Origin of the sequence: Curtobacterium poinsettiae (assembly GCF_025677645.1) — a bacterium.
Lineage (GTDB): Bacteria > Actinomycetota > Actinomycetes > Actinomycetales > Microbacteriaceae > Curtobacterium > Curtobacterium poinsettiae_A.
Genome location: NZ_CP106879.1, coordinates 3,189,064 through 3,214,916 on the forward strand (window position 1 = coordinate 3,189,064; position 25,853 = coordinate 3,214,916).

The following is a 25,853-nucleotide window of genomic DNA, read 5'->3' on the forward strand; positions in this document are numbered from 1 at the left end:
CACGAGCTACCGACGCGCCCGACGGCTCGCCGCCGAGCGGTCACGACTCCCCGCTCACCTCCGCCGAGGTCGCTTGAACTGTCGCCAGGCACCCCCGCAACCGACAGTTCCCGACCACTCAACGCCGCGCACGCGGCATGTCGTGCAACCTCGGCACGAGCCGCCAACGCGCCCGACGGCCCGCTGCCGAGCGGTCACGACTCCCCACTCATCTCCGCCGAGGTCACACGAACCGTCGCCCGACACCCCTGCAACCGACAGTTCGTGACCACTCGATGCCGCGCACGCGGCATGTCGAGCAACCTCGGCACGAGCCGCCAACGCGCCCGACGGCCCGCTGCCGAGCGGTCACGACTCCCCGCTCACCTCCGCCGAGGTCGGACCAAGTGTCGGCCGGCGCCCCCGCAACCGACAGTTCGTGACCACTCGGCGGCACCCCCGCGGCACGTCGTGCGACCTCGGCACGCGCCGCCGACGCGCCCGACGGCCCCCTGCCGAGCGGTCACGACTCCCGCGCACCTCCGCCGAAGTCGCACGAGTCGTCGCCCTACGCCCCCGCAACCGACAGTTCGTGACCACTCGGCGGCACCCCCGCGGCACGTCGTGCGACCTCGGTGCCGATCAGCCAGCGGCCGATGACGCGGGTCAGGCTGCGGGAGCCTCGACGGTGGTGACGGCGCCGGTCTCGCCGGGGTGCTCGTAGTGGGCACGGACCAGGATCGGACGGTGGTCGGAGATGCCGGCCGGCAGGGTCTCGACGCCGGCGATGTGCAGGCCGACGCTCGTCGCGAAGTCGAAGTGGCCCGTGAACTTGCGGTAGCGCAGGTACGTCGGCTGGTCGGACAGCGACAGGGCGAAGCCGTGCTGCTCGATCTTGCGGCGCAGGTTCGTCTGGAACCACGGGTAGTTGAAGTCACCGACCATGACGGCGGGGACGTCCTTCGCCAGCTCGCGCAGGAACTGGTGCGCCGCCTCGATCTGCTTGCGGCGCAGGGAGTTCGTCGCGGTGAGCGGCGAGGCGTGGAACGAGGCGACGACGACCTCGGCATCGGCCTCGGTGTCGCGCAGGTGCATCGCGATGAGCCGCTCGTGCGCGGGGGCGAGGACCCGGTCGTGCAGCGACTTCTGCAGCGAGTGGATGCTGAAGTCCTGCACCTCGAAGCGGTCGTCGCGCTTGTAGATCGCGAGCCCGAGTCGGTTGGTGCGGGTCGACGCGGCGAGCGAGAGGCCGCCGATCGACGGTGCGAGGTCGTTGCTGTCGCACTCCTGCACGCACAGGACGTCGGCTCCGGACGCCTCGGCCAGTGCGGCGAGCTCGCTGTTCGCGGTGTGCTCGCGGAGGTTGTAACTGACGACACGGAGCTGCGTGGGCTGCACGGTCTGCTCTGGTGCGATCGTGCTCTGCTGCTCTGGCGCGGCCATGCTGCCTTCCTGTCCGGGTGTTCCGGTCACCCTGCCGCGGTCACCGTACTCGGGTACCGCGGACGGTTGCTGAGACTGTAACGCCTGCCGGGTTTCGTCCGTGTGACCGTGACGGAAACGGACAGCGGCGGGATCAGGCGCGGACACGGCGGACCGGGCGGACGGTGTCGCCCGCTGTGCGACTCATCAGGATGCCCTCGACGCAGGCGACCACGAGCAGGGCGGCGATGACCCAGAACGCGGCCGTGTACGGTCCGTCGCCGCCCAGCCCGGAGGCCGCACGGATGACCACGGCGGCGACGGCGACACCGAAACCCGCGGCGGTCTGCTGCAGCGTCGACGACAGCGTGTTCGCGGGGGTCATGTCGGCCTGTTCGACGTCGGCGAAGGCGATCGTGTTGTACGCCGTGAAGCCCACGGATCGGGCCGCACCGCTGACGACGAGCAGCACGGCGAGCAGCCAGAACGGGGTGTCCTCGGTCATGAACGCCATCGCGACCACGGTCAGAGCGGCGACGGCCGACGACACGATGATCACCGGGCGGTACCCGAACCAGCGGAGGAACGGCGTCGTCATCGGCTTGATGCCGAGGTTGCCGACGAACACCCAGAGCACCGCGGAACCGGCGAGCACGGCGCTCCAGCCCCAGGCGTCCTGGAACAGCAGCGGCAGCACGAACGGCACCGCGGACACCGCCAGGCGGAACAGGCTGCCGCCGGCGTGCGACACCCGGAAGGTCTCGAGTCGGAACGCGTCGAGCCCCATGATCGGGTGCGGAGCGCGGCGGAAGTGCCGGATCGCGAGCCAGCAACACACCGCGCCGAGGACCCCGGAGACGACGACCGCGGTGACCGGCACGATCTCCAGCGCGAGCAGCGAGGCCATCACCACGAGCGAGCCGAGCCCGACGCAGGCGAGCAGCGACCCGAACCAGTCGAAGGGCACGCGCTGTGCGGCACGCTCCTGCGGCACGAGCACCAGGGCGGCGACGAAGGCGACGACGCCGAGAGGGATGTTGATGAGGAAGATCCAGTGCCACGTCAGCGTCTCGACGAGGACCCCGCCGATGAACGGCGCGATGATCGGTGCGGCGAGGGCCGGCCAGGTCAGGATGGCGATGGCGGTGACGAGTTGTTCACGCCCGGCGCTCCGGAGCACGACGAGCCGGCCGACGGGCACCATGAGCGCTCCGCCGAGGCCCTGCAGGATGCGCCACAGCGTCAGCTCGACCAGCCCGGTGGACAGCGCGCACAGGGCGGACGCGATCGTGAACAGCGCGATGGCTCCGGCGAACACCGTCCGGGAGCCGATCCGGTCGGTGAGCCAGCCGGAGACCGGGATGAACACCGCGAGGGTCACGAGGTACGCGGTGATCGCGACGCCCACGGCGGCGGAGTCGACCCCGAGGTCACGCCCCATCGCCGGGGCGGCGGTCGCCAGGATCGTGCCGTCCAGGAGCTCCATGAAGAAGGTCCCGGCCACCAGCACGGCGACCGCCGTGCTGCCGGTCCGTCGTCTGGGTGTCGTCGCCGTCGTCGTCATCGCCCACCGAGACTATGCCCGCGGACGTCCGCTCCGTCACGGACGGGACGCCCACCGGACGGGACACCGGGCGCGGCACCGGCCGCCCACCGGACGCCGCACCGGCCGCCCACCGGGCGCGACGCGGCCAGCACGACGCGGGACGGGCCTCCAGGCGCGGTTCCGTGCGATCCTCATGCTCGGGCCGACTACCCTGGCCGGGTGCCGACCCGACCACCCGAACGCCGAGGAACTCGCGCGTGAGCCGCACCGACAGCGCCGGCGTGGTCGCCGCGGGCACGGCCAGCGGTCGACGACGTGTGCTGGACACCGTGGCCTCCCTGCCGGCGTGGGCGGCGGTCCTGCTCGTCTGGACGGGCGGCCGGGTCCTGTCGACCCTGTGGCTCGCGCTCGCGTACCCGCTCACCGATCGTGCACTGCCGGGCAACGCGATCTGGGGCAACGAGCACGGGTTCGGTGCGTTCCTGGTCGCGTGGGACGGGCAGTACTACGAGCAGATCTCGCTGCACGGCTACCCCGATGCGCTGCCGCTCGACGCCGCCGGCAACGTCGCGCAGAACGCCTGGGCCTTCCTGCCGGCGTTCCCCTTCACGATCCGGGCGCTGACCGCCTCCACCGGGGTGCCGTTCGAACTCGGCGCCCCGCTCGTCGCGATCGTCGCCGGGCTGCTCGCCACCTACCTGCTGCACCGCCTGGTGCTGGACCGCGCCGGGCACGCCGCCGCGATGTGGGCGGTCTTCTTCTTCAGCTGCGGTCCGCTGTCGTTCCTGCTGCAGGTCGGGTACGCGGAGAGCATGTTCCTCGCGCTGTCGTTCGGAGCGCTGCTCGCCCTGGAGCGTCGGCGCTACGGGCTCCTGACGGCGCTCGGTGTCGCCGCGGCGTTCACCCGCCCCGGTGCCCTGGCGATCCCGCTCGTGCTCGGCGTCGTCGCACTCGTCCGGTGGGTGCGTGCGCGGCGCGAGACGGGCCGGGTGCTCGAGGCCTTCCCGCTCCGCGAGCAGGTCCGGGTCGTCGCTGCGGGCCTGACCATGGTCCTCGCCGGGCTCGCCTGGCCGGTGATCGCCTCGCACGCCACCGGGACGCCGAACGCCTACCTGGAGACCGAGATGTCCTGGTGGGTGAACTTCATCGGCCGGGTGGACTTCGTGCCGCTGACGCCGTGGTTCCTGATCGCGGGTCGCTGGCTCGGCGTGGGCGGGATCCTGATCGTGGTGTTCCTGCTCGTCACGTACCCGATCTGGCTGCTCCGCCGGTCGACGCTGCGGCTCGGGCCCACGACGGTGCTCTACTCGGCCGCGTACGCGCTGTACATCTTCGCGGTGTCGCTGCCGATGGCCTCGACCCCGCGGCTGCTCATGCCGCTCGCGCCGCTGTTCGGGTCGCCCGAGCTGGTCGCGAAGCCCTGGATGCGGTGGACCTTCGTGACGGCCGCGTTGGCCGGGCAGCCGGTGCTGGTCGCGGTGCTGTGGCTGCTCGGGCCGCCGTGAGCGACTGACACGCAGCCCTCGCAGGCGGCGGCACCGCGCGCCGCGCACGCGCACCGCGCCCCGACACGGCGCCGCCGTCCGGACAGGACGACGGCGCCGTGTCGCGCGTCAGGCGTCTCGCCTCAGAGTTCGATCGTGCCGTGGTCGCCGGTGTCCGGCTGGCTCTGCTTGCCGAGCGCCGCCTTGAACATCTGCACCAGACTGCCGACCGGACCGGTGTCCTGGGTCCAGTACTCGACCGAGACCCCCTCGACCGTCAGCAGCCGGATCGACGGGTCCTGACGGCCCTCGGGGAACCAGGCCTCGGCGAACGGGGACCACAGCTCGTCGACGACCGAGTCGTCCTGGGTCACGGTCGCGGTCCCGGCGATGGACAGGTACCCGCCCTGCGACTCGATCGAGACGTTGACGTGCGGGTTCCGCGCGATGTCCTCGACCTTCTCGCTACCGTCCTGCACCAGGAACCGCAGGGTCCCGTGGAACGCCTTGTCCTGCACCGCGAGGGGCCTGGCGTGCAGGTTCCCGTCCTCGCTCACCGTGGTGAGCAGTGCCGTGTGGGCGCCGTGGACGATGTCCGAGATGGCGGCGCGCTGGTCCGTCTGTGTGTCGGTCATGGTGCTCCTTTGCGTCATGCGCCCCGCTCCGCTCGACGTGCGACCGTCGGTGCACGGGGCCGTACCGTTCCGACCAGTGTGCCCCTCCGGCGCTGGACGCGTCAGCCCGGCGCGTCGACGTGGCCGGGTCGCGGTCGGCCTGGAGGCCCGGCGCACGCCCGCCACGCCGCCCCCGCCCGGCGGGCGCCGGCCTCCGAGCCGTGCATGCGTGTGCAGGAAGCGACAGCACACGCGTCGATCGACAGGTGGAACGTCGTTGCATGCACACGCACCGGATGCGTGTGCATCGAGCGACCGGACACGAGTCGATCGACGCGCGGATCGTCGGAACATGCGCCCGCACGGAATCGACTCCAGGGAGGCCGAGGTCAGGCGGGTTCGCGGATGGTGGTCTCGACGTCGACGACCTGCGGGATCTTCGGCATCGAGGCGAAGCCGAACGCCACGGGCGGGTCGAGCGGCGCCAGGTCCCCGAGGGACTCCCCCGCCCAGCTCCCCCGCACGCCGGTGACGTCGTGCGCCCCGGTCACGCCGTAGTACTCGCGCTGGCCGTTGCCCGCCGAGCCCGCGGTGCCGGATCCCGGCGCGAGCAGCCGTGCCACGGGGTCGATCGCAGCGAGCCAGCGCGGGTCGCGGGCGATCGGCTTCGGGACGATGCGCAGGATCCGGCCGAGCGGTGAGATGCCGCCGACGTCGATCGAGGCCTGCAGTGCCCCGGCGGACAGCTCGAGGCCGCTGGCGGTGCGCCGGGCGCGGACGTCGACGACCGAGACGGTGTCGAAGCGGTAGGTGCCGGACACGTACGCGGCGACGATCTCGTCGGGTGCGAGCAGCACGCTGGTGCCGTCGGGGAGCTCGAGGAACACGTCCGTGAACGGCCCGAACGGCGAACGGTCCCACATGCCGACGACGATCCGGACGCCCGAGGTCGTGCCGACGCCCATGATCCGGCCGCGGAACCGGCGCTCCACGACGGGGTCGGGGGCGTGACCAGCAGCGGGACCGGAGGCGTGGTCGGGGCGTGACGACATGCCCTGGACCGTACCCGCGGCCCCCGTGAGCCGATCTCGGCGGCCGCCCCGGGCCTCCCGGCCGCTGCCCGCGCGCCGCACGGACCGGAACCTGGACGCAGAACACCGGTGTCCACGCTCCGAACACCCGCGAAGGGTGGTGTGGAGCGCGAACACCGGTGTTTTGCGGACCGGACCGGACCCGGGCCCGGACCCGCGTCCGTCAGGCGACGGGGACGGGCTGCGCCAGCAGCTCGCGCACGCGGGGTGCGACCTCGGTGCCGTAGAGCTCGATCGAGCGCATCATGTTGGCGTGCGGCAGGCGACCCGTGGCGTACCGCATGTCGAAGCGCGAGGCGCCGAGGATCCGCATGTTGCGTGCGACCTTGCGGGCGACGGTCTCCGGCGACCCGACGTAGAGCGACCCGCCGGCCGACAGGCTCGCGCGGTACCCGGCGACGTCGAGGGGTGGCCAGCCGCGCTCCCGGCCGAGCTGGTCGGTGACGGCCTTGTGGTAGGGCCAGTAGCGCTCGGCGGCCTCTTCGTCGGTGGCCGCCACGAAGCCGGGCGAGTGCATCGCGATGGGCTGCTGCGGCAGATCGAGCTGCGCGAGGGCCTGGCGGTACAGGCGGGAGAACGGGGCGAACTGAGCCGGCTGTCCGCCGATGATGGCGAGGAACAGCGGGAGGCCGTACGACGCGGCACGGATGACCGACTGCGGCGAGCCGCCGACGCCGATCCACGTCGGGATGGCGCCGTGCTCGAGCTTCGGGAAGACGTCCTGGTCGACCAGACCCGCGCGCTTCGTGCCAGACCAGGTGACGGCGTCGCCGCCGCGCAGGGCCGCCCAGAGCTGGAGCTTCTCCTCGAACAGGACCTCGTAGTCGCTCAGCTCGTAGCCGAACAGGGGGAACGACTCGGTGAAGGAGCCACGACCCAGGATGACCTCGGCGCGACCGTTCGACAGGGCGTCGACGGTTGCGAAGCGCTCGTAGACACGGACGGGGTCGTCGGAGGACAGCACGGTGACCGCGGAGCCCATCCGGATGCGCTCGGTGCGGGCGGCGATCGCGGCGAGGACGACCTCGGGGGCGCTCACGACGAAGTCGGCGCGGTGGTGTTCCCCGACGCCGATGAAGTCGACGCCGACCTGGTCGGCGAGGACGGCCTGGTCGACGACGTCGCGGATGCTCTGCGCGTCGGACTGCAGGCTGCCGTCGGCGCGCTCGGTGACGTCACCGAAGGTGTCGAGGCCGAGCTGCAGCGGCCCGATCCGCTCGGGTGCGGGCGGCGGGACGTCCGAGGGACGGTCGGTGCCGAATGCGTTGCTCATGGTGTCCTCCTGGTCGCACTTCCATGCGTTTGCATCAACATAGCACGGCGGCGGCTTGCGCGCACGGGGTCAGCGGCCGGAACGGGCCCGGGCCCGAGCCGCGCGCGGCCAGGGTCGACCAGCCCGGACGAGTACGGTCACCCGCATGCCGAACCTTCCCGACCAGACCGGACGCCGCATCGTCGTCACCGGGTCCAACAGCGGCACCGGACGGGAGGCCGCCCTGCGCCTCGCCGGAGCCGGCGCCAGCGTCGTGCTCGCCGTCCGCAGCACCGAGAAGGGCGAGACCGCAGCCGCCGGCATCCGGGCCGCCCACCCCGCAGCCGACGTGGAGGTCCGCGAACTCGACCTCGCCGACCTGGCGAGCGTCCGACGCTTCGCCAGCGGCATCGTCGACGAGGAACGTCCGATCGACGTCCTCGTCAACAACGCCGGTGTGATGGCCCCGCCGGAGCGCTTCGAGACCGTCGACGGCTTCGAGCTGCAGTTCGGCACGAACTTCCTCGGCCCGTTCGCCCTGACGAACCTGCTGCTGCCGTCGCTGCTGCGCGCCCGAGCGCCCCTCGCCGACGGCCCTGTGGCCCAGGCTCCGCGGGTCGTCACCATGTCGAGCCTCGCCGCGATCCCCGGTCGGATCCGCTTCGCCGACCTGCAGTGGGAGCGCGGCTACAACGGTTGGCGCGCCTACGCGCAGTCGAAGCTCGCCGACCTGCTCCTCGCACTGCACCTGCACCGCCTGACGGTCGAGGCCGACGTGCCCCTGGTCAGCACCGCCGCACACCCCGGCTACACGCGGACCAACCTGCAGGCCGCGGGACGATCGCTCGGTCGGTCGAAGCCGGTACGGTCGAGCAACCGCGCGCTGCCCTTCACCCAGGCCGTCGAGCAGGGTACCGAGCCGCTGCTGTACGCGGCGGTCGGGCCGAACGCCGTGGGCGGCGCGTACTACGGCCCCTCCGGTCCGTTCGGCATGACCGGGCCGACCACCACCGTGTCGATCCCCGGGTCCGCGCGGAGCGCCGACCTCGCCCGCTCCCTCTGGGCCGTCGCGGAGGACCTCACCGGGACGCGCCCGCCGCTCTAGCCGGGACGCGAGCGCGGGGCGCGGGGCGCGGCCGGGAGGCCCGGGGCGGCTCCGTGGCGTGGCCAGCGTCAGGCGCGGTGCAGCTCCAGCGACCCGTCAAGCCGACCGGGTTCGGTCAGGCGGGCGTGCTGCAGGACGGTGCGGCCCGGCGCGATCGCCGCGGCGACGATCGACAGGGTCGTCATGTGGCCCTCGGCCTCGTGCACGTCGCGGAGGATCGCGTCAGGGTGGTCGCTCGGCAGCGCTGCGGACTCCGCCAGCACGCCGAACCAGCCACCCCAGCCGTCCCCGGCGTCGCCACCGGAGTCCACGGTGCGGAGTTCGTCGAACGGGCCGAGCACCGGCGGGCCGGACGGGGCATCGACGGCACGGAAGGCCTCGAGCCACCGACCGATGCGCGGCGACGCGGGATCGTCGGCCGCACCGTGCGTGACCATGTGGACACCGGGGCCCAGGTCGGTGGTACGGACCTGTTCGCCGTCCCAGGTCAGCACCGAGGCGCCCTCGGCCGTGGCGCGCACCAGGTTGAAGGCCCGCGTCGTCGGCAGGGTGCCGTCGTGTCCGGGCAGCAGGTCGTCGGCGACGGCGTCCACCGGCACCACGCCACGGGTCGTCCACGTGCCGTCGACGCTCGTCACGGGTTCGGCGCGGTTGAGCACCACGGCCAGGCCAGCTCGGTCGGACGCGGCGAGCCACGCACCACCGGCGGACCGGTCACGGACACCACGGAGGTCCGGGTCCCGGTCCGGCCACCAGGCAGCGGGCGGGTCCCACGGGCGTTCGGGCGACTCGTCCCGCAGGGCGAGCACGGTGACGGGCCACGCGGAACCGGGGTCGACGCGGACGACGACGGTGCACATGCCGTCGATCCTCGCACGTGGCCCCGGTAGCGTGAGCCAGGTGAACGCAGCAGCAGAGCGCGCCCTGACCGTCATCGTGGGGATCACCGGGGGCATCGCCGCCTACAAGGCCGTCGGGGTCGTGCGCGACCTCGTCAAGCGCGGGCACGACGTGCACGTCGTCCCGACCGAGGGCGCCCTGCGCTTCGTCGGACTGCCGACGCTCGAGGCCCTCAGCCGCAACCCCGTCACCACGAGCGTGTGGGACGACGTCGCCGAGGTGCGCCACGTCGCGCTCGGTCGCCGGGCGGACCTGGTCGTCATCGCACCCGCCACCGCGGACTCGCTGGCCCGGATGGCGCACGGCCTGGCGAGCGACCTGCTCGGCACGACGCTGCTCGCCACCGAGGCACCAGTCGTGGTCGCCCCCGCGATGCACCCGCAGATGTGGGAGCACCCCGCGACCCGTGCGAACGTCGCCACGCTGCGCGACCGCGGCGTCCACATGGTCGGCCCGGTCGTCGGTGCACTCACCGGCAACGACGCGGGCATCGGTCGGATGGCGGAGCCCGAGGACATCGTCGCCGCCGCGCTCGCCGTGCTCGACCAGCACCCCGCACCGGCCGGCCGCCGCAGTGCGGACACCGGCGCCGCGGCCAGCACCGGGGCCCGCGGTGAGCTGGGCGACCTCGCGGGCGTCCGCGTCGTCGTCAGCGCGGGCGGCACCCGCGAGCCCTTCGACCCGGTGCGGTTCGTCGGCAACCGCTCGAGCGGCCGGCAGGGCATCGCGATCGCCGCCGACGCGGTCCGTCGGGGTGCGTCCGTGACCCTCGTCGCCGCGAACGTGGAGGGCTCGTTGACCGCCGGGCTGGACGCGACCCTGGTGCCCGTCGGGTCGGCGCTCGAACTCGCCGAGGCCGTGCACACCGCCGCAGCAGCAGCCGACGTCGTCGTGATGACCGCCGCCGTCGCCGACTACCGTCCGGCCGAGGTGCTCACCGAGAAGCTCAAGAAGGACGCGCAGGGCGAGCGCATGACGCTCGAGCTGGTGCGGAACCCGGACGTGCTCGCCGACCTCGTGGCGGCACGTCGGACGGGGCAGATCATCGTCGGGTTCGCCGCCGAGACCGAACCCGACCGCGACGCGCGGATCGAGCTCGGGCGCGCCAAGATCAGCCGGAAGCCCGCGGACCTGCTCGTCGTGAACCACGTCGGCTGGTCGGCCGGCTTCGAGCGCGAGGAGAACGCGATCGAGGTCCTGGTGCCCGGTGGCGAGGTGGTCCGCGAGACCTCCGGCACGAAGGCCGAGGTGGCGACGGCGGTCCTCGACCTCGTCGCGACCGCCCTCACGTGAACCGGCACTGACCTGGTTCCGAGGACCGGCGAGCACGATGGGGCGCATGCGACGACGTGAACGGGTCCGACGTGCGAACCGCACGGCCACCCTCCTGGCGGTGATCCTCGGCACGGCCGGTGTCACGCACTTCCTGCGCCCCCGCGGGTACGACCGGATCGTGCCCGACGCGCTGCCCCCGCGGCTGACCACGCTGGCCTCCGGCGTGGCCGAGCTCGGCATCGCCGCCGGGCTGGCGTTCCCCGCGACCCGCCGCGCCTCGGGGTGGGCCGCCGCGGCGCTGTTCGCCGCGGTGTTCCCGGCCAACGTGAAGATGGCGAACGACCTGCTCGACCACCCTCGCTCGAGCCGGGCGATGCGGCTGGTCTCGGTGCTGCGGCTCCCGCTGCAGGCCCCGTTGGTGCTGTGGGGCGTGCGCGTCGGTCGGCACGCACCGAAGCCGTGACCCAGCCGTCGTGGACCCGCGCGGCGGTGCCGTTGCTGCACCGACCGGTCACCCAGCACGCCTGGGAGGACATCGTGTTCGCGCACTGGCGGCACGACCCGGCGTCGCTGCAGCGGCTCGTCCCCCGTGGAACCCGTCCGGACGTCGTCGACGGCAGCGCCTGGGTGGGGCTGTCGGCGTACGTGTTCCGGGAGACCCGGGTGCCGCCGTTCCCGTCCGCCGGGCGGCTCGGCACCATGACCGAGGTCACGATCGAGGTGCTCACGGTGGACGACCAGGGACGTCGCGGGGTGACCTACCGCACGGTCGACACCGCGAACGTGCCCGCCATCGTGGCCGCGCACGCACTGCTCGGTGTGCCGTACACGTTCGCGCACGCACGTTCCCGTCGCCGCGGCGACGCGGTGGCGCACCGGTCCGTCCGGCACCCGGCCCGCGCGCTGCACCCGGTGCGGTGGGCGCGGTCGCTCCGGCAGGAACGCCCGACCGGTGCGGCGCGGCCGAAGCACGCGGCTTCGGTGCGGGTGACCGCCGGCGAGGTCGTCGACACACCGCTGGCCGCCGAGCTCACCACCCGCACCGGCATCCACGCGCGGTACCTGGCGCAGACCCTGTTCTGGCAGCGGCAGCACCCGGTGCTCACCACCCGTTCGGCCACGCTCGACCGACTCGAGGGCGACCTGCCCGACGCCGTCGGCATGCCGGGGTTGTTCGACCGGGCCCCGGACTCGCTGCTCGTGGTCGACGGCACGACCGTCCGGTACGGCTGGGGCGGGGTGGTCCGGTGACGGACGCACAGCCCCACGCACAGGCCGGCGACCCGTTCGACCTCGACCGCTTCGTCCGGGCCCAGCAGGGCGTGCACGACGTCGCGCTCGACGAACTCCGCCGCGGCCGGAAGTCGTCGCACTGGATGTGGTTCGTGTTCCCGCAGCTGGCCGGCCTGGGGCGGAGCGCCACCGCCGTGCGCTACGCGATCACCGGCGCGGACGAAGCCCGTGCCTACCTGGCACACCCGGTGCTCGGGTCCCGACTGCTCACGGCCACCGAGGTCGTGGCGGCAGCCCCCGCCCGCTCCGCCGACGCCCTGCTCGGGGACGTCGACGCGGTGAAGCTCCGGTCGTCGATGACGCTCTTCGCCCGGATCGCAGCCGACCGGCGACCGTTCGTCGCCGTGCTCGACCGCTGGTACGAGGGCGCCGAGGACCCGGCCACGCTCCGCCTGCTCGGCGAGCGCTCGGGACGCGAGTGACGCATGCGACGCACGCAACGCACGGCGCGTGTCACCGGCATCTGAACGTCGACACTGACACGCGCTGAGCCGATCGGAACGCCGTTGTCATATCAGGTACGGTGATGCGAGCACGAGCGATGCCGACCGTGCCCGTTCGCCCGGCGTCCCGACGCCACCGCCCCCGAAGGAGAACGCATGCCGGTCCCCCGCAGCGCCCCGACCGAGCACCAGCTGCTCCGTGACACCGTCCGCCACAAGATCCACGACGCGATCATGGACGGCACGCTCCTGCCCGGCGAACGACTGAACGACGACGAGCTCATCGCCTGGCTCGGCGTCTCCCGGACACCCATCCGCGAGGCTCTGAGCCAGCTGTCGCGCGCCGGCCTGATCGAGATGGCACCGAACCGGTACACCCGCGTCACCACGCCGGACCCCGCCGAGGTCATCGAGGCGATGCAGACCCTCGGCGTGCTGTTCGGTGGCGTGGTTCGACTCGCGGTCCCGCGCCTCGGTTCGGCGGCCCGGAAGAAGATCCTCGCGCAGCTCGACAAGACGATCACCGAGCTCGAGGCGCACGAGGTCGCCGCCGTCAACCACGACGCCCTCGACGTCTTCGCCCTGTACGTCGCCGAGTGCGGCAACGAGAACCTGCAGCGCGTCTGCCGCGACACCATGGACGGCCTGGCGTTCCGGTTGCGCCTGCCGAACCTCGACGAGCTGGTCGACTGGGACCGGATGACCGAGGACTTCCGGCGCCTCCGGGCGGCGACCGAGTCCGGCGACAACGTCGCGGCCGAGCTCGCGACCGAGGCGATCCACCAGCTGCCCGGCGAGAAGCACTGAGTCCACCTGTACCCGCGTACAGGAACCGCCCGTCTCGCCGACGCGAGGCGGGCGGTCGACGTCTGACGGGCCTCCCGGGCGGTGACCCGACCACGCGCGTGACGCTCCCAGTCCCGGGGCCGCGCGGACCGATAGCATCGCTGGCGACCACCTGAACCAGGCACCCGGAGCAGCACATGAACCCCCGCCCGACGGACCGTACCGAGGTCGCCGCACGCCTGGCCGCCGCCGTCGGTCGGATCAACCGACGGGCCCGCACCGACTCGGCCTCGCTCGGGTACGGCATCGTGTCGGCGCTCGCGTCGATCCAGCGGCACGGACCCCTGCGCCCCGGCGACCTGTCGCGGATCGAGGTGGTGACGAAGCCCACGATGACGCGCATCCTGACCGAGCTCGAGCAGCGCGGCTTCATCCAGCGCGAGGCAGACCCGCGCGACGGCCGGGCGTTCATGGTGACGGCCACGCCGGAGGGCATCGAGGCGGTCGAGCAGGCCCGCGCGAACCGCACCGGGATCGTCGCCGGTCTCATCGCCGAGCTCGACGAGTCGGACGTCCAGGCGATCGCCGGGGCCCTGGCAGCGCTCGAGCGTGTCGCGCAGGGCGAGCACGCCCAGGAACCTCACACCTTCTAGTCGCCGATCGACCGTTACCGAACCGTTACCAAGCGGTGGACGGACCGTTCTGCCAGCGTTCCTGGACGCGCTGCCCAGTCTGACCGGTCATGGTGTCGGCTCCGCCTGACCGCGGCCACCCCACGGCTGCCCCGGCGGACGGACGGGCCCCACACCACCGTCCGGTCCTCACCGGCTCGAGGACTCCTCGTCGTCGCCGACGGTGTCACCGACACCGTCAGCCTCCGACGTGCCAGCACGGCCTCGGTCGCGCGAGCACGAGTCCCTCCCCCACCGAGCCGCCGACCCGCGGAACCGATGCGACACACCCCTGAGCTCCCCACCACCACCACCGCCCCGACCCGACGTGAGGCCCTGAACACCCCCACCCGCCGGATGCGCCGGGCCCTGCGGCACCGCGCGACGCTGATCGCCGGCGGAGCGGCGGTCCTCGCCGTCGCCGGAGGCGCCCTGACCGTCGGCACGCAGCCCGCCATCGGCGAAGCCCTCGGCATGCCGACCAGCACCGCGAGCGCCTCGGCGACCGCGGAGCCCGCCCTGCGCGGCACCGCGCTCGACCGTGCCCAGGCCGCCGCCACGATCACCACGGCGAAGACCGTCATGCAGACCGCGAACGACAAGGTCGACACCTCGGCACTCGAACAGCGCGTCGACGCCCTGAGCGACTACCCGGACCTGTCCGGCGCTGCGCTGACGAACCGGATCTCGACGACGGTCGCGTCGGCCACCGACGTCGCGCAGGCCAGCGCCACGCAGGACAAGCGGGACGTCGACGCGAAGGCCGCGGCCGCAGCGAAGGCCGCAGCCGAGCGGCAGGCGGCCGCCGAGGCCGCCGAGGCGGCTCGGAAGCTCGCCGCCGGCAACACCGTCGCCGGTGCCAAGGCCACGGCGAGCTCGCTCGCGTCGTCGGAGTACGGCTGGGGTGCCGACCAGTTCCAGTGCCTCGACAACCTGTGGACCAAGGAGTCGGGCTGGAACTACCAGGCCGTCAACGCGAACGGCGGCGCGACCGGCATCCCGCAGGCGCTCCCCGGCTCGAAGATGGCCACGATCGCCGCGGACTGGCGCACCAACGCCACCACGCAGATCACCTGGGGCCTGCAGTACATCAGCTCGGCGTACGGCACCCCGTGCGCGGCGTGGGCGCACTCGCAGGCGAACAACTTCTACTGATCGGCGCGGGTCGCGACGGCGACCGGCAGACGGACGGGAGGCCCGTGGCGGATCCGCCACGGGCCTCCCGTCCGTTTCGTGGTCGCGGTCAGCCCACCCGCGCGACGCGCACGTCGACGCGGCTGAGCGCCAGGCCGCGTGCCGCGGCGGTCGCCAGGGCGACGTCGTGGACGGCGCGCGCGACCTCGGGGGCCGGGCGGAAGCCGTCCGTGCCGATGACGACGCGCAGTGCGTCTTCGTCGACGACGATCCGGAGTGGTCCGGTGCTCGTGGCGATGCTGCGGACCGCCTGCACGGCGCTCGCGACCGTCGGTCGGGAGCGGTACAGGTCAGTGACCCCGGGGACCTCGAGGACGGCGGCCTCGATCTCGGCGAGGGTCTCCTCGGTGGTGCTCATCGGGCCCCCTCGGGGTCGGTGCCGGGCTCGGGGTCCGGCAACAGGTCGCGGACGACGACGTCGATCGCCTCGACGAGCAGGTCGGTCTGCTCGGCCAGGGTGCCGGCCACGGCGGCGCGGACCAACTCGGCGGTCGCGGGGATCGACGGGCCGGACGCGATCGCGATCTCGACGACGACCCGGATCGGGGACGCGAGTTCGGTGACGTCACCGTCGAGGTGGCGGCAGCGGGCCACGAGCACGCCGGGGACCTCGTCACCGGTGCGCCGGATGAGGGAACGGATAGCGCCCTCGGTCATCACGGGGCGCTCGGTCTCGGACTGGGGGCGGAGGGGGACGTCGCGCCCGGAGCGGGACTCGATCGAGATGTTCGCCAGGACGCCGCTGATCCAGGACTCGTCGGCCGGGGCCTCGTCGCGTGCGGCCGCCTCGAGCGAGCGCAGCGACGCGTGCCGGACGCGGATGATCGCGGCCAGGGCGTTCTGGCAAGCGGGCGAGTCGTCGATGCTCGGGTCCGCCGGCTGCATGCCGGCGTCGAGGTAGTCGGTGAGCTCGTCGATCGAGTGGCCGTCCAGGTCACCGGGTTCGAGGGCGTCGAGTGCTTCGGGGCTGTCGGGCAGGTCCGGCCGGATGCCGTCGTGGTCGGTCATCGCCATCCCTCCATGAGTCGGATCATGTTCTTCCTCGCTCGGGACAGCAGTCCCCGGACCGTCGAGGGCGGCAGGTCGAGTTCGGCGGCGATCTCGTCGTACCGGTACTCGAGCACCTCCTTCATGATCCAGCACCGTCGTTGGGCTTCGGGCAGTTCGGCCAGCGCACGCTCGGCCGCGTCCTCGCGCGAGCGCGCCTCGGCGACCCGGTCGGGTGCGTCATCTGCCGGCGCGGCGACCTCGAGCTCGGTGACGTCGTCGTGGACGCGCCGCGCGCGGATGCGGTCGAGGCACTTCCGGCTCAGGATGCGCATCAACCACGACTTCACGCGCGCGAGGTCCTCGAGGGAGTCGAGGCGGTCCCACGCGGTGATGAAGGTCTCCTGCACGACGTCGTCGAGTTCGTCAGTGGAACCGAGGGTCCGACGGGCGTAGGCGCGGAGCAGCGGGGTGTGGCGACGGATCAGGACCTCGAAGGCCCGGACGTCGCCGTCGGACGACCGGCCGGCGAGGACCGCGTCGTCGAGCTCGGCGAGGGACTGGTGGTGCACGCGTTCCTTCTACTGGTGGTGGATGGAGAACGGCTGGGTGCGCCGGCGTGCCGGCACGACCCTGAACGGTCCGACCGGCCGGGCGGCGAGCGACCGGACCCGCGCCAGGGCGAGCACGTGCGCGGGGGCGTTCCTGGGGACTGCGACGGTGCGGGTCATGTCGACTCCTCGTGGTGTGGTCGACGATGGGACGTGGGTCGCACCGGTTTCGTCACACAGGACGTCGAGAGGCGACCCGCACGGTCCCGGTGCGCTCCGGGTCCGATCACCGTGGTCGCGAGGGTGGCCCCGCCGTCAGCACCAGCTACCGGTCGGGGTCCGGCGCACCGACCCCGGTGCGCCAGACTTGCCTCCATGTCGCTCGTCACCGCCGTCTGCCGCGTCGACCGCCTGCTGCCGGACTCCGGCATCATCGGCGTCACCGCCATCGACAAGCGCCCGGTCACCGGGAGCGTCCGGGTCCGGCCGCTCGGCCTGCGCGCCGACGTGCAGGCGAACCGCAAGTACCACGGTGGTGTGGACCAGGCCGTGTACGCCTACGCCGACGAGGACGCCGCGTACTTCGCCGACCTGCTCGACCGCGAGGTCCCGCCCGGCCTGTTCGGCGAGAACCTCCGCACCAGCGGCATCGACGTCACCGGGGCCATCACCGGGGAACGCTGGCGGATCGGCGACACCCTCGTGCTCGAGGTGACCGTCCCCCGGACACCCTGCGGCACCTTCGCCCGGCGCATGGGCATCGACGGGTGGGTGAAGCGGTTCGCCGACGAAGGGCGGCCCGGGGCGTACCTGCGGGTGGTCAAGTCCGGTTCGGTCGCCGCGGGTGACCCCGTCGAGGTGACGCACCGGCCGGAACACGGGGTGACGATCGGCGAGATCTTCGGCGACCTGGCGCCCGATCGTGCGCGGGCCGTGCTCGAGTCGGGGGAACGGCTGGCGCCGAAGGTCGTCCAGGACCTGTCGAAGGTCGCCGCGCGAGTCTGATGCCGACGAGCCTGCCGAGCCCGATCAGCCCGGCAGCACGCCCCTCGACGGGTCGAGCGGACGCTTCGCCGCCGGCAGCCCTGCGACCACCAGGTCGTAGGCGTTCGCCACGAGGTCCTCGACCAGGGTCTCGTCGATGCCGACACCCGGCGTCAGCGTGATCCAGTGCCGCTTGTTCATGTGCCACCCGGGCGTGATCTCGTCGTGGTCACGCACGAGCGCCGCCCCGTGCGGCGGCGCGCACTTGAGGTTCACGATCGGGGTCCCACGCACCTCGGTCACCATCACGAACATCTTGCCGACGACCTTGTAGACCACGGAGCCCTCGCCGAACGGCTGGGTCTCGACGGCCGCCGGCAGCCCCAGTGCCGTGCGGCTCGCGATGTCGTGCAGCTGCTGGCCGTCCATGTGACCAGGATGCCGCAGGCCGCCGACAGCGCACCCCGTTCGGGGGCAGGTCCTGAGTGTCGATCACGTCGTAGGATCACCACGCCGCGCACCCGACGCGGCGGTCGCTCGCGCGATCACCACCAGTTCCAGGGGGAACCCGTGCGCATCATCCGTACCCTCGGCATCGCCGCCGCCACCGCCGTCCTCGCGACCACCGTCGTCGTCGGCGGGACCTCGACCGCGCAGGCCGCGCCGAAGTCCTACGCCAACTGCACCGCGGTGCACAAGGTGTACTCCGGCGGCATCGCCAAGAAGTCCGTCACGAAGAACAAGGTCGTCTCCGGCGGCAAGACCACCTACCGTGCGCTCAAGGGCACGGTGAAGAAGGACGACGCCCTGTACAAGGCGAACACCAAGCTCGACCGCGACAAGGACGGCATCGCCTGCGAGAAGAGCTGACGCTCCCTCCCGCTTGGTGACACCGGCAAGACACCGGTGTTCGCGTCCTGAACACCCGCACGCCGGGGTGCGATGCGCGAACACCGGTGTCTTGCGATCACGGCGCGACGCGGTGCGACGCGCCGCGGTGCAACTCGCTCAGAGCGTCGGGACGCCCTCGTGCCCGGAACGGGGACGCGGAGTCCCGGCGACGCCCGTGACGACCGACCCCGCCGGCACGTCCTTCGTGACGACCGTGTTGGCGCCGACGACGGAGTCCGGACCGATCGTGATCGCCCCGATCAAGGACGACCCGGCGCCGAGCACCACGCGGTCCCCCACCACCGGGTGCCGTCGGGCTCCAGGGCCGTGGTCTCCGCCGCGTCCGCCCAGGGTGACGCCGTGGAACACGAGCACGTCGTCGCCGATGACCGCGGTCTCCCCGATGACGACACCCATGCCGTGGTCGATGAAGAACCGACGGCCGATGCGCGCGCCGGGGTGGATCTCGATGCCGGTGACGGACCGTGCGATCTGCCCGAGCAGGCGGGCCGCGAACCGGGACCCGGGCAGCCCCTGCGCGTTCCAGAGGCGATGGGTCAGGCGGTAGGTCCAGATGGCGTGCAGACCCGAGTAGACGATCGCGTTCTCCAGGTCGCCCCGGGCAGCGGGGTCACCGCGGCGTGCTGCGGACAGGTCCTCCCGGATGGTCCGCAGCACGCCTCGTCGGAGGGGACGACTCACGCAGTGAGCCCCTCGAAGAGCACCGTCGACAGGTAGCGCTCTCCCGTGTCGCACACGATGGCGACGATCCGCTTGCCGGCGTTCTCGGGGCGAGCGGCGATCTCGAGGGCCGCGTGGATGATCGCGCCGGACGAGATGCCCGACAGGATGCCCTCCTGCGTCGCCAGGGCACGGGCAACGCGCAGCGCGTCGTCGAGCTCGACGTCGAACACCTCGTCGATGACGCTCTGGTCGAGGACCTCGGGCACGAAGTTCGCGCCGATGCCCTGGATCTTGTGCGGACCGGCCTTACCCTCGGTGAGCAGGGGCGAGTCCTTCGGCTCGACGGCGACGATCTGCACGCCGGGCACGCGCTCCTTGAGCACCTGCCCGACACCGGTGATCGTGCCGCCGGTGCCGACGCCCGCGACGAACACGTCGACGTGCTCCTCGGTGTCGCGGAGGATCTCCTCCGCCGTGGTCTTCCGGTGGATCTCGGCGTTCGCGGCCGTCTCGAACTGGTGGGCGAGGATCGCGCCGGGGGTCTCCGCGACGATCGACTCGGCCTTCGCGACCGCACCCTTCATGCCCTCGGGCCCGGGGGTCAGGACGATCTCGGCCCCGTACGCGCGGATGACCGCACGGCGCTCGACGCTCATGGTCTCGGGCATGGTGATGACGACCCGGTACCCACGGGCGGCACCGACCAGCGCGAGGGCGATGCCGGTGTTCCCGGACGAGCCCTCGACGATGGTGCCACCGGGCTGCAGCGCGCCGGAGGCCTCGGCCGCGTCGATGATCGCGACGCCGAGACGGTCCTTGACGCTGGCGCCCGGGTTGTAGAACTCGAGCTTCGCGAGCACCTCGGCCCCGCCTGCCTTCGGCAGCCGGTTCAGCTTGACGAGGGGGGTGTTGCCGAACGCCTGGGAGATGTTCTCGTAGATGGTGCCGCTCATCCGGTCCGTCCTTCGCAGCTCAGGTCGCGCATCGCTCTTCCTGGAGGCGCGGTGTGCGCCCGATCCTAGCGACCGGAACCCGGTCGGTCCTGTCCGTGACGGCGCATGCGCTCGGACGCGAGTCGCGCCTCCAGACCCGGCTCCCGGACTGCGAGAGCGACAGACACCCGCGGAAGATCGACGGCATTCTGTCGCTGTCGCGGGGGTGAGGACGACCGGCGCCGAGGAGAGTCGCTTCCGAGGCGTTCGCCCCACCGCGTCAGCGCACGAACGCCGTCCGGGCGAACCGCTCGTCGGTCGCCTCCAGCACCCGCAGCACGTTGCCTCCGGCCAACGCCCGCAGGTCCGACTCACCCCAGCCGCGCCGGACGAGCTCCGCCGCGAGCACCGGGTACCGCGACACGTCCCGCAGGTCCGGCGGCAGCACCGGGGTGCCGTCGTAGTCACCGCCGAGGCCGAGGTGCGCGACACCGGCGACGTCACGGGCGTGCTCGACGTGGTCGGCGACGTCCGACACCGTGACCAGGGGCGGTTCGCCGGACATCCCCGACTCCTCCCAGTCCGCCCACGCCCGCGACACGAACTTCGGCACGAAGGTGATCATCACGACGCCGCCGTTGTCGGCCAACCGGGCGAGGACGTCGTCAGGCACGTTCCGCGGGTGGTCGTCGATCGTGACGGTCGACGAGTGGCTGAACACGACGGGCCGGGTCGCCACGTCGAGCGTGTCCCGCATGGTGCCCGGTGCGGTGTGGGAGAGGTCGACGAGCATGCCGATCCGCTCCATCTCGGCGACGACCTGCCGCCCGCGGTCGGTCAGGCCGCCGTGTGCCCGTTCTCCGGTCGCGGAGTCGGCCCAGGGGGTGTCGTCGTTGTGGGTGAGCGTCATGTAGCGGACGCCGAGCCGCGCGAGGGTGCGGAGGACCGCGAGGTCGTCACCGATCGAGTGCCCGCCCTCGGCGCCGAGCAGCGACGCGATCCGGCCGGAGTCGACGGCGGTACGGACCTCGGCGGCGGTGCGGGCGAGCGCGAGGTCGTCGGGGTAGCGCTCGATGATCCGGTGTGCGAGGTCGACCTGCTGCAGCGTCGTCGTCACGGGGTCCGGGTCGTCCGCGGGCACGAACACCGACCAGAACTGCCCGACGACGCCGCCGGCACGGAGCTTCGGGATGTCGGTGTGCAGTGAGTCGGTCTCGGTGTCGATGCCCTCGACGCCGGAGTCGTGGCTGTCACGGCGCTCCCAGGGCAGGTCGTTGTGGCCGTCGATGACCGGGAACAGGAGCGCGTCGAACGTCATCCCCCGACGCTACCGCCCGCGCCCTCGTGGCTAGGCTCGAACCGTGCAACCCGTCACCCTCCGCACCGAGCGACTGGTGCTCTCGATCCCCGAGCTCGGCGACGCCGACGACGTGGTGGCCTACGCCAACGACCCCGACGTCATCGCGTCCACCCCGGTGCCGGTGCCGTACGGGCACGCCGAGGCGCGGTACTGGATCTCGGACGTCGTCGGTGCCGGATGGGCCGCGGACACCCGGTACGAGTTCGGCATCCGGCGCGCGGACGACCTCCGGCTGCTCGGCACGGTCGGCCTGTTCGCCTTCGCCGACGGGGCCGCCGAGATCGGGTACGCCGTGCACCCGGACGGTCGGGGCTCCGGCATCATGACCGAGGCCGCCGAGCGCGTGCTGCAGTGGGCCTTCGCCGGTCCGCCCGAGGGACTCGGTCTCGTCCGGGTGCAGTGGCGCGCGATCGCCACGAACACCGCGTCGGCCGCGGTCGCACAGCGGCTCGGTCTTCGGTTCGAAGGACGCACGCGGTCGAGCGTGCTGCACCGCGGCAGCCGGCACGACCAGTTGCTCGCCGCAGCGTTGCACGACGACGATCGGTCCGCCCCGACGGTCTGGCCGACGTCGTGACCGTCTCGTTCCGGGTCGTGACGGACCTGCCGGTTCCGCCGGAGCGCGCCTTCGCGCTGTCGCTCGACATCGGCGCGCACGAGCGATCGATGGCCGCGACCGACGAACGCGCCGTCGCCGGCACGACGGCCGGCATGATCGGCCTGGGCGAGTCCGTCACCTGGCGTGCGCGGCACTTCGGGATCGTCTGGCGGATGACGAGCAGGATCACCGCCCTGGAGGCGCCCCACCGGTTCGTCGACGAACAGGTGCGTGGGCCGTTCGCCCGGTTCCACCACGAGCACCGGTTCGAGCCGTCGGCCGGAGGCACGCGCATGGTCGACACCATCACGTTCCGCGCACCGCTCGGCCCCCTGGGCCGCCTGGCCGAGGTGCTCGCGCTGGCCCGGTACCTGCCGCGGCTCATCGCCGACCGCAACGCCTCGCTCGACGCCGAACTGCGTGCCGAGGAGCGCGCCGGATCCGACGGCGATCAGGGCGCGGCGAGCTCCCCCAGCGCGTCGTAGGCGGCGGCGACGGCGTCGACCCGCACCCGGCCACCCGGGCCCGAGGCGTCGTAGACGTCGTTCGTGATCGCGGCGACGACGGCGAACAGCGCGGCCATCGAGTCGAACGCCGACGGTGAGTCGACCGGGCAGAGGATCGCGGTGGCGGCGGGAGCGGCGATGACCGCGGCCGTCGGGTCGCCGAGGACGATGACGTCCGCCCCGGAGTCGACGCAGTGCCGGACGATCCGTTCGACCCCGGCGGTGTGCCGACGCACGGTCACCAGGATCACGAGGTCGTGCCGGTCGAGGTCGGCGACCTCTTCGCCGAGCCGCTGCCCGGGCGACGGACCGACCCGGACGTCGGACCGCACCTGCGCCAGCTGGGACCGCAGCTGCAGCGCGATCGGGTACGCGCCGCGTTCACCGAGGACGAGCACCCGGCGGGCCCGGACGATCCGACGGGCCAGTCGCGGGCGGTCCGCTCGGCCGAGGGATGCGAAGGCCGCGTCGAGGTTCCGCGCCTCGACCGCACGCTGGTCGACGTGGGCGGCGTCCTCGGCGACCCACGGCAGGCCCGAGCCCCGTGCGGACATCAGGTTCTGCCGGACCTCTGCGGCGTCCTGGAACCCCAACGACCGCACGAGTCGCGAGACCGTGGCCTTCGAGGTCCCCGACTCGGCCGCGAGTTCGGCGGAGGTGCCGACGAGCAGGAGTTCCGGGTCGTGGCGGACCATGGCGGCGACCCGTCGTTCGGCCGGCGAGAGCCGCTCCCACACGGAGTCGATCCGGGCGCGGACGTCGGGGCCGGCGGTGCTCATGCGCGGGCCACCCGGTCGACGGCGACGGCCAGGGCATCGAGGCCGAGGGCGATGTCCGGCGTCGACACGAACTCGTCCGGGTGGTGGCTGATGCCGTCGGGGTTGCGGAGGAACAGCATCGCCACGTCGGTCACGAGCCCGAGTGACATCGCGTCGTGGCCGGCTCGCGAGAACAGCTCCATCGGCGCGATCTCACCCGTCGAGACGATCCCGGCGCGGACGGCGTCCATCAGCCGGGGCGAGCAGAACACCGCGGGCGCCCGGTGCACCTCGGTCGGGGTGACGCTCACCCCGCGCCGTTCACCGATGAGCGTGAAGGCCTTGGTGAGTTCGTCCCAGACCTCGTCCCGCTCGTCGTCGAACTCGCCGCGCAGGTCGACGGAGAACCGTGCGAGCCCGGGGACGACGTTGACGGCTCCGGGTTCGACCGTCATCGTGCCGACCGTGCCGACCTGGTGCGATGCCCGGCAGATCCGTTCCACCGCGAGCGCGGCCTCGGCGGCGGCGAGCAGGGCGTCGTGCCGGCGCTCGTAGGGGGTGCCACCGGCGTGCCGGGCCTCTCCCACGGCCTCGACCGAGAACCGGCGGGCGCTCGCGATGCTCGTGACGACCCCGAGGGCCTGCCCGGCCTGCTCGAGGTACGGCCCCTGCTCGATGTGCGCCTCGAGGTAGCCGACCACCGACGCAGGGTCGACCGCGGCGTCGCCGACGCACTCCGGGTCGAGGCCGAAGTCGGTGAAGGCCTGTCGGAGCGTGACGCCGTCACCGTCGGCCAGGTCCCACCAGGCGTCGTCCCAGACCCCGGCCACCGCGGACGACCCGAGCAGGGCCTTGCCGAAGCGCGTGCCCTCTTCGTCGGAGAACGCGATGACCTCGAGCGCGACGGGCAGCGGGCCGTCGGCGGTGAGCCGGGCGGCGGTGCGGATAGCCATGAGCACCCCGACGACGCCGTCGTACCGTCCGGCGTCCACCACGGTGTCCAGGTGCGAGCCGAGCAGCAGCACGGGCGCGTCGGGCGTCGCGCCCGCGGCCCGGCCGTGCAGGTTGCCGGCGGCGTCCTGCCAGGTGGACAGTCCGGCGTCCTGCATCCAACCCGCGACGAGGGCGTTGGCCCGGGCGTGCTCGGGCGACAGGTAGACACGGGTGATGCGGCACGGTTCGGCGCTGAGGGCGGCGAGCTCGTCGCACCAGCGGGCGACGAGTTCGGCGTCGGCGGTGCCCACGGCGGTCGCGTTCAGGACGGGCACGGCGCTCACGCGAGCACCTCCGCCCCGGCGGGAGCGACCGCTGCGGTGTCGTCGCGGAAGACGTCGAGGGCGGCGTCGACACCACCGCCGTGCGGGACCGCGTGCCCGGCCCGACGCAGGGTGTGCTCGAGCGCGGCCAGGGTCGTGACGACGGTGTCCTTCCGGGCGTTGTAGCCCATCGTGCCGATGCGCCAGACCCGACCGTGCAGCGGCCCGAACGAGGTGCCGATCTCGATCCCGTGGTCGTCGAGCATCGCGCCGCGCACCTGGTCGCCGACGACGTCGGACGGGATCTCGACGGCGACGACGTTGTGCATCTTGTGGGCGACGTCGCCGAAGACCGGGAGCCCGAGGGCCTGCACCCCGGCGAGCATCGCGCGCCCGGCGGTCTCGTGGCGGGCGACGACGGCGTCGCGGCCTTCTTCGAGCAGGATGCGGGCGCACTCGTGCGCGGCGTAGAGCATCGAAGCAGCCTCGGTGTGGTGGTTCAGGCGGCGGGGGCCCCAGTAGTCGAGGATCATCGCGAGGTCGAGGTAGTTCGAGCGGATCGGTTCGTCGGCGACGTCGTCACCGGGTTCGCGGATGCCGGCCTCGACGCTCCGCCGCTCGTCGAGCACGGCCACGGCCTTGGGCGACAGCGTGACGGGTGCGCTGCCGGACGGGCCGCCGAGGCACTTCTGCAGCCCGGCGCTCACGGCGTCGATCCCCCAGGCGTCGACCTCGAGCGGGTTGCCGCCGACCGTCGCGGTGGCGTCGGTGTAGAGCAGGACGCCGTACCGCTCGCAGATCGCACCGAGTTCGTCGAGCGGCTGGTTCATCGTGGTCGAGGTGTCGCCCTGCACGACCGCCAGCACCTTCGGACGGACGCGGGCGATCGCCGCCTCGATGGCGGACGGTGTGAAGACCTGGCCCCAGTCGGTCTCGATGGTGTGGACCTCGGCCCCGGCACGGCCTGCGATCTCGGCGAGCAGGTGCCCGAACCGACCGAACACCGGCACGAGCACGCGGTCCCCCGGGGCGAGCAGCGACACCAGCACCGCTTCGATCCCCGCGCGCGAGGTGCCGTCCACGAGCAGCGTCGCATCGTTGCGGGTGCCGAACACGCGGCGGTAGAGCGCCTGCGTCTCGTTCATCGTCGAGGTCATCCAGGGGTCGTACTGGCCGACGAGCGGCGTCGACAGCGCACGGAGCACGCGCGGGTCGGCGTTGATCGGACCGGGCCCCATGAGGAGACGAGCGGGTGGATTCACTGGGAGCATGGTGGTTCCTTCCGTTCCTG

The 25,853-nt window shown here is 72.7% G+C and carries 30 protein-coding genes; 13 read left to right on the plus strand and 17 right to left on the minus strand.

Features of this window, described 5'->3' with window-relative positions:
- Window positions 1–645: 645 nt before the first annotated feature.
- Together OE229_RS15225 and OE229_RS15230 are read right to left on the minus strand one after the other, a co-directional pair.
- On the minus strand, window positions 646–1,422 hold the full coding sequence (locus OE229_RS15225; protein ID WP_182066111.1) for an endonuclease/exonuclease/phosphatase family protein: 777 nt from the start codon (window positions 1,420–1,422) through the stop codon (window positions 646–648).
- A 133-nt stretch (window positions 1,423–1,555) separates the two neighbouring features.
- A complete protein-coding gene (locus tag OE229_RS15230) occupies window positions 1,556–2,965 on the minus strand; it encodes an MFS transporter (protein WP_182066110.1) in 1,410 nt (469 codons plus the stop codon).
- Between the two features lie 239 nt (window positions 2,966–3,204).
- Here OE229_RS15230 and OE229_RS15235 point away from each other — a divergent pair, with 239 nt between their 5' ends.
- The gene (locus tag OE229_RS15235; RefSeq protein WP_262138712.1) at window positions 3,205–4,452 is read left to right on the plus strand and encodes a hypothetical protein; all 1,248 of its coding nucleotides are present in this window, start codon (window positions 3,205–3,207) and stop codon (window positions 4,450–4,452) included.
- A gap of 122 nt (window positions 4,453–4,574) precedes the next feature.
- Here OE229_RS15235 and OE229_RS15240 read toward each other — a convergent pair whose 3' ends face one another.
- The 3 genes from OE229_RS15240 to OE229_RS15250 all read right to left on the minus strand — a co-directional run bounded on the left by OE229_RS15240 (window position 4,575) and on the right by OE229_RS15250 (window position 7,409).
- On the minus strand, window positions 4,575–5,066 hold the full coding sequence (locus OE229_RS15240) for a pyridoxamine 5'-phosphate oxidase family protein (protein WP_262138714.1): 492 nt from the start codon (window positions 5,064–5,066) through the stop codon (window positions 4,575–4,577).
- A 368-nt stretch (window positions 5,067–5,434) separates the two neighbouring features.
- Window positions 5,435–6,097 (minus strand): hypothetical protein, encoded by a 663-nt coding sequence (locus tag OE229_RS15245; protein WP_262138715.1) that lies wholly within the window; start codon window positions 6,095–6,097, stop codon window positions 5,435–5,437.
- Window positions 6,098–6,299: 202 nt separating this feature from the next.
- Complete coding sequence (locus OE229_RS15250) at window positions 6,300–7,409, minus strand: LLM class flavin-dependent oxidoreductase (protein WP_262138717.1); 1,110 nt, start codon at window positions 7,407–7,409, stop codon at window positions 6,300–6,302.
- A gap of 145 nt (window positions 7,410–7,554) precedes the next feature.
- Between OE229_RS15250 and OE229_RS15255 the strand changes: the two genes are divergently transcribed.
- Window positions 7,555–8,493 carry an SDR family oxidoreductase gene (locus OE229_RS15255; RefSeq protein WP_182066107.1) on the plus strand — a complete coding sequence of 313 codons (939 nt, stop codon included), beginning with the start codon at window positions 7,555–7,557 and terminating at the stop codon, window positions 8,491–8,493.
- A gap of 68 nt (window positions 8,494–8,561) precedes the next feature.
- Here OE229_RS15255 and OE229_RS15260 read toward each other — a convergent pair whose 3' ends face one another.
- Window positions 8,562–9,353 (minus strand): NRDE family protein, encoded by a 792-nt coding sequence (locus OE229_RS15260; RefSeq protein ID WP_262138718.1) that lies wholly within the window; start codon window positions 9,351–9,353, stop codon window positions 8,562–8,564.
- Window positions 9,354–9,417: 64 nt separating this feature from the next.
- Between OE229_RS15260 and coaBC the strand changes: the two genes are divergently transcribed.
- The 7 genes from coaBC (at window position 9,418) to OE229_RS15295 (ending at window position 15,016) form a co-directional block, all read left to right on the plus strand.
- Entirely contained in the window at window positions 9,418–10,686 is a 1,269-nt protein-coding gene (coaBC, locus tag OE229_RS15265) for a bifunctional phosphopantothenoylcysteine decarboxylase/phosphopantothenate--cysteine ligase CoaBC (protein WP_262140050.1), read from the plus strand.
- 46 nt (window positions 10,687–10,732) lie between these two features.
- A complete protein-coding gene (locus OE229_RS15270) occupies window positions 10,733–11,131 on the plus strand; it encodes a DoxX family protein (protein ID WP_182066105.1) in 399 nt (132 codons plus the stop codon).
- Window positions 11,128–11,919 (plus strand): YqjF family protein, encoded by a 792-nt coding sequence (locus OE229_RS15275; protein ID WP_209133901.1) that lies wholly within the window; start codon window positions 11,128–11,130, stop codon window positions 11,917–11,919. Before OE229_RS15270 ends, OE229_RS15275 begins: the two co-directional genes overlap by 4 nt.
- Window positions 11,916–12,383 (plus strand): DUF1810 domain-containing protein, encoded by a 468-nt coding sequence (locus tag OE229_RS15280; RefSeq protein WP_262138720.1) that lies wholly within the window; start codon window positions 11,916–11,918, stop codon window positions 12,381–12,383. The genes OE229_RS15275 and OE229_RS15280 overlap by 4 nt, the downstream gene beginning before the upstream one ends.
- A 177-nt stretch (window positions 12,384–12,560) precedes the next feature.
- Complete coding sequence (locus OE229_RS15285) at window positions 12,561–13,211, plus strand: GntR family transcriptional regulator (RefSeq protein WP_182066102.1); 651 nt, start codon at window positions 12,561–12,563, stop codon at window positions 13,209–13,211.
- Window positions 13,212–13,387: 176 nt separating this feature from the next.
- Complete coding sequence (locus OE229_RS15290; RefSeq protein WP_138803909.1) at window positions 13,388–13,843, plus strand: MarR family winged helix-turn-helix transcriptional regulator; 456 nt, start codon at window positions 13,388–13,390, stop codon at window positions 13,841–13,843.
- Window positions 13,844–14,140: 297 nt separating this feature from the next.
- Entirely contained in the window at window positions 14,141–15,016 is an 876-nt protein-coding gene (locus OE229_RS15295) for an aggregation-promoting factor C-terminal-like domain-containing protein (protein WP_262138722.1), read from the plus strand.
- An 88-nt stretch (window positions 15,017–15,104) separates the two neighbouring features.
- Here OE229_RS15295 and OE229_RS15300 read toward each other — a convergent pair whose 3' ends face one another.
- Genes OE229_RS15300 through OE229_RS15315 form a run of 4 tightly spaced genes read right to left on the minus strand, consistent with a single transcriptional unit; the run spans window position 15,105 to window position 16,773 of the window.
- The gene (locus OE229_RS15300) at window positions 15,105–15,413 is read right to left on the minus strand and encodes a hypothetical protein (protein ID WP_262138724.1); all 309 of its coding nucleotides are present in this window, start codon (window positions 15,411–15,413) and stop codon (window positions 15,105–15,107) included.
- A complete protein-coding gene (locus tag OE229_RS15305) occupies window positions 15,410–16,063 on the minus strand; it encodes an Asp23/Gls24 family envelope stress response protein (protein WP_263344693.1) in 654 nt (217 codons plus the stop codon). The genes OE229_RS15300 and OE229_RS15305 overlap by 4 nt, the downstream gene beginning before the upstream one ends.
- Complete coding sequence (locus OE229_RS15310; protein ID WP_182066098.1) at window positions 16,060–16,614, minus strand: RNA polymerase sigma factor; 555 nt, start codon at window positions 16,612–16,614, stop codon at window positions 16,060–16,062. Before OE229_RS15310 ends, OE229_RS15305 begins: the two co-directional genes overlap by 4 nt.
- A gap of 9 nt (window positions 16,615–16,623) precedes the next feature.
- Window positions 16,624–16,773, minus strand: coding sequence for a hypothetical protein (locus OE229_RS15315; protein ID WP_262138725.1), 150 nt, complete (start codon window positions 16,771–16,773; stop codon window positions 16,624–16,626).
- Between the two features lie 195 nt (window positions 16,774–16,968).
- On the opposite strand from OE229_RS15315, the gene OE229_RS15320 reads away from it, so the two are divergent.
- Window positions 16,969–17,598, plus strand: coding sequence for an MOSC domain-containing protein (locus tag OE229_RS15320; protein WP_182066096.1), 630 nt, complete (start codon window positions 16,969–16,971; stop codon window positions 17,596–17,598).
- Window positions 17,599–17,622: 24 nt separating this feature from the next.
- Here OE229_RS15320 and OE229_RS15325 read toward each other — a convergent pair whose 3' ends face one another.
- Window positions 17,623–18,006 carry an MmcQ/YjbR family DNA-binding protein gene (locus OE229_RS15325; RefSeq protein ID WP_262138727.1) on the minus strand — a complete coding sequence of 128 codons (384 nt, stop codon included), beginning with the start codon at window positions 18,004–18,006 and terminating at the stop codon, window positions 17,623–17,625.
- Window positions 18,007–18,147: 141 nt separating this feature from the next.
- Here OE229_RS15325 and OE229_RS15330 point away from each other — a divergent pair, with 141 nt between their 5' ends.
- On the plus strand, window positions 18,148–18,447 hold the full coding sequence (locus tag OE229_RS15330; protein ID WP_209049853.1) for an excalibur calcium-binding domain-containing protein: 300 nt from the start codon (window positions 18,148–18,150) through the stop codon (window positions 18,445–18,447).
- 138 nt (window positions 18,448–18,585) lie between these two features.
- On the opposite strand, the gene epsC is transcribed toward OE229_RS15330, so the two are convergent.
- The 3 genes from epsC to OE229_RS15345 form a co-directional block, all read right to left on the minus strand.
- The gene (epsC, locus tag OE229_RS15335; RefSeq protein WP_259362860.1) at window positions 18,586–19,170 is read right to left on the minus strand and encodes a serine O-acetyltransferase EpsC; all 585 of its coding nucleotides are present in this window, start codon (window positions 19,168–19,170) and stop codon (window positions 18,586–18,588) included.
- A complete protein-coding gene (gene cysK / locus OE229_RS15340) occupies window positions 19,167–20,105 on the minus strand; it encodes a cysteine synthase A (RefSeq protein WP_111022171.1) in 939 nt (312 codons plus the stop codon). The genes epsC and cysK overlap by 4 nt, the downstream gene beginning before the upstream one ends.
- 259 nt (window positions 20,106–20,364) lie before the next feature.
- A complete protein-coding gene (locus tag OE229_RS15345; RefSeq protein ID WP_262138730.1) occupies window positions 20,365–21,402 on the minus strand; it encodes a dipeptidase in 1,038 nt (345 codons plus the stop codon).
- A gap of 43 nt (window positions 21,403–21,445) precedes the next feature.
- On the opposite strand from OE229_RS15345, the gene OE229_RS15350 reads away from it, so the two are divergent.
- Together OE229_RS15350 and OE229_RS15355 are read left to right on the plus strand one after the other, a co-directional pair.
- Window positions 21,446–22,021 carry a GNAT family N-acetyltransferase gene (locus OE229_RS15350; protein WP_262138732.1) on the plus strand — a complete coding sequence of 192 codons (576 nt, stop codon included), beginning with the start codon at window positions 21,446–21,448 and terminating at the stop codon, window positions 22,019–22,021.
- The gene (locus OE229_RS15355) at window positions 22,018–22,527 is read left to right on the plus strand and encodes an SRPBCC family protein (RefSeq protein WP_262138733.1); all 510 of its coding nucleotides are present in this window, start codon (window positions 22,018–22,020) and stop codon (window positions 22,525–22,527) included. The genes OE229_RS15350 and OE229_RS15355 overlap by 4 nt, the downstream gene beginning before the upstream one ends.
- Here OE229_RS15355 and OE229_RS15360 read toward each other — a convergent pair.
- Genes OE229_RS15360 through OE229_RS15370 form a run of 3 tightly spaced genes read right to left on the minus strand, consistent with a single transcriptional unit; the run spans window position 22,494 to window position 25,833 of the window.
- The gene (locus OE229_RS15360; protein WP_262138735.1) at window positions 22,494–23,327 is read right to left on the minus strand and encodes a MurR/RpiR family transcriptional regulator; all 834 of its coding nucleotides are present in this window, start codon (window positions 23,325–23,327) and stop codon (window positions 22,494–22,496) included. The genes OE229_RS15355 and OE229_RS15360 overlap by 34 nt on opposite strands.
- On the minus strand, window positions 23,324–24,583 hold the full coding sequence (locus OE229_RS15365; protein ID WP_262138737.1) for an allantoate amidohydrolase: 1,260 nt from the start codon (window positions 24,581–24,583) through the stop codon (window positions 23,324–23,326). The genes OE229_RS15360 and OE229_RS15365 overlap by 4 nt, the downstream gene beginning before the upstream one ends.
- A complete protein-coding gene (locus OE229_RS15370) occupies window positions 24,580–25,833 on the minus strand; it encodes a pyridoxal-phosphate-dependent aminotransferase family protein (protein ID WP_262138739.1) in 1,254 nt (417 codons plus the stop codon). Before OE229_RS15370 ends, OE229_RS15365 begins: the two co-directional genes overlap by 4 nt.
- Window positions 25,834–25,853: the final 20 nt, after the last annotated feature.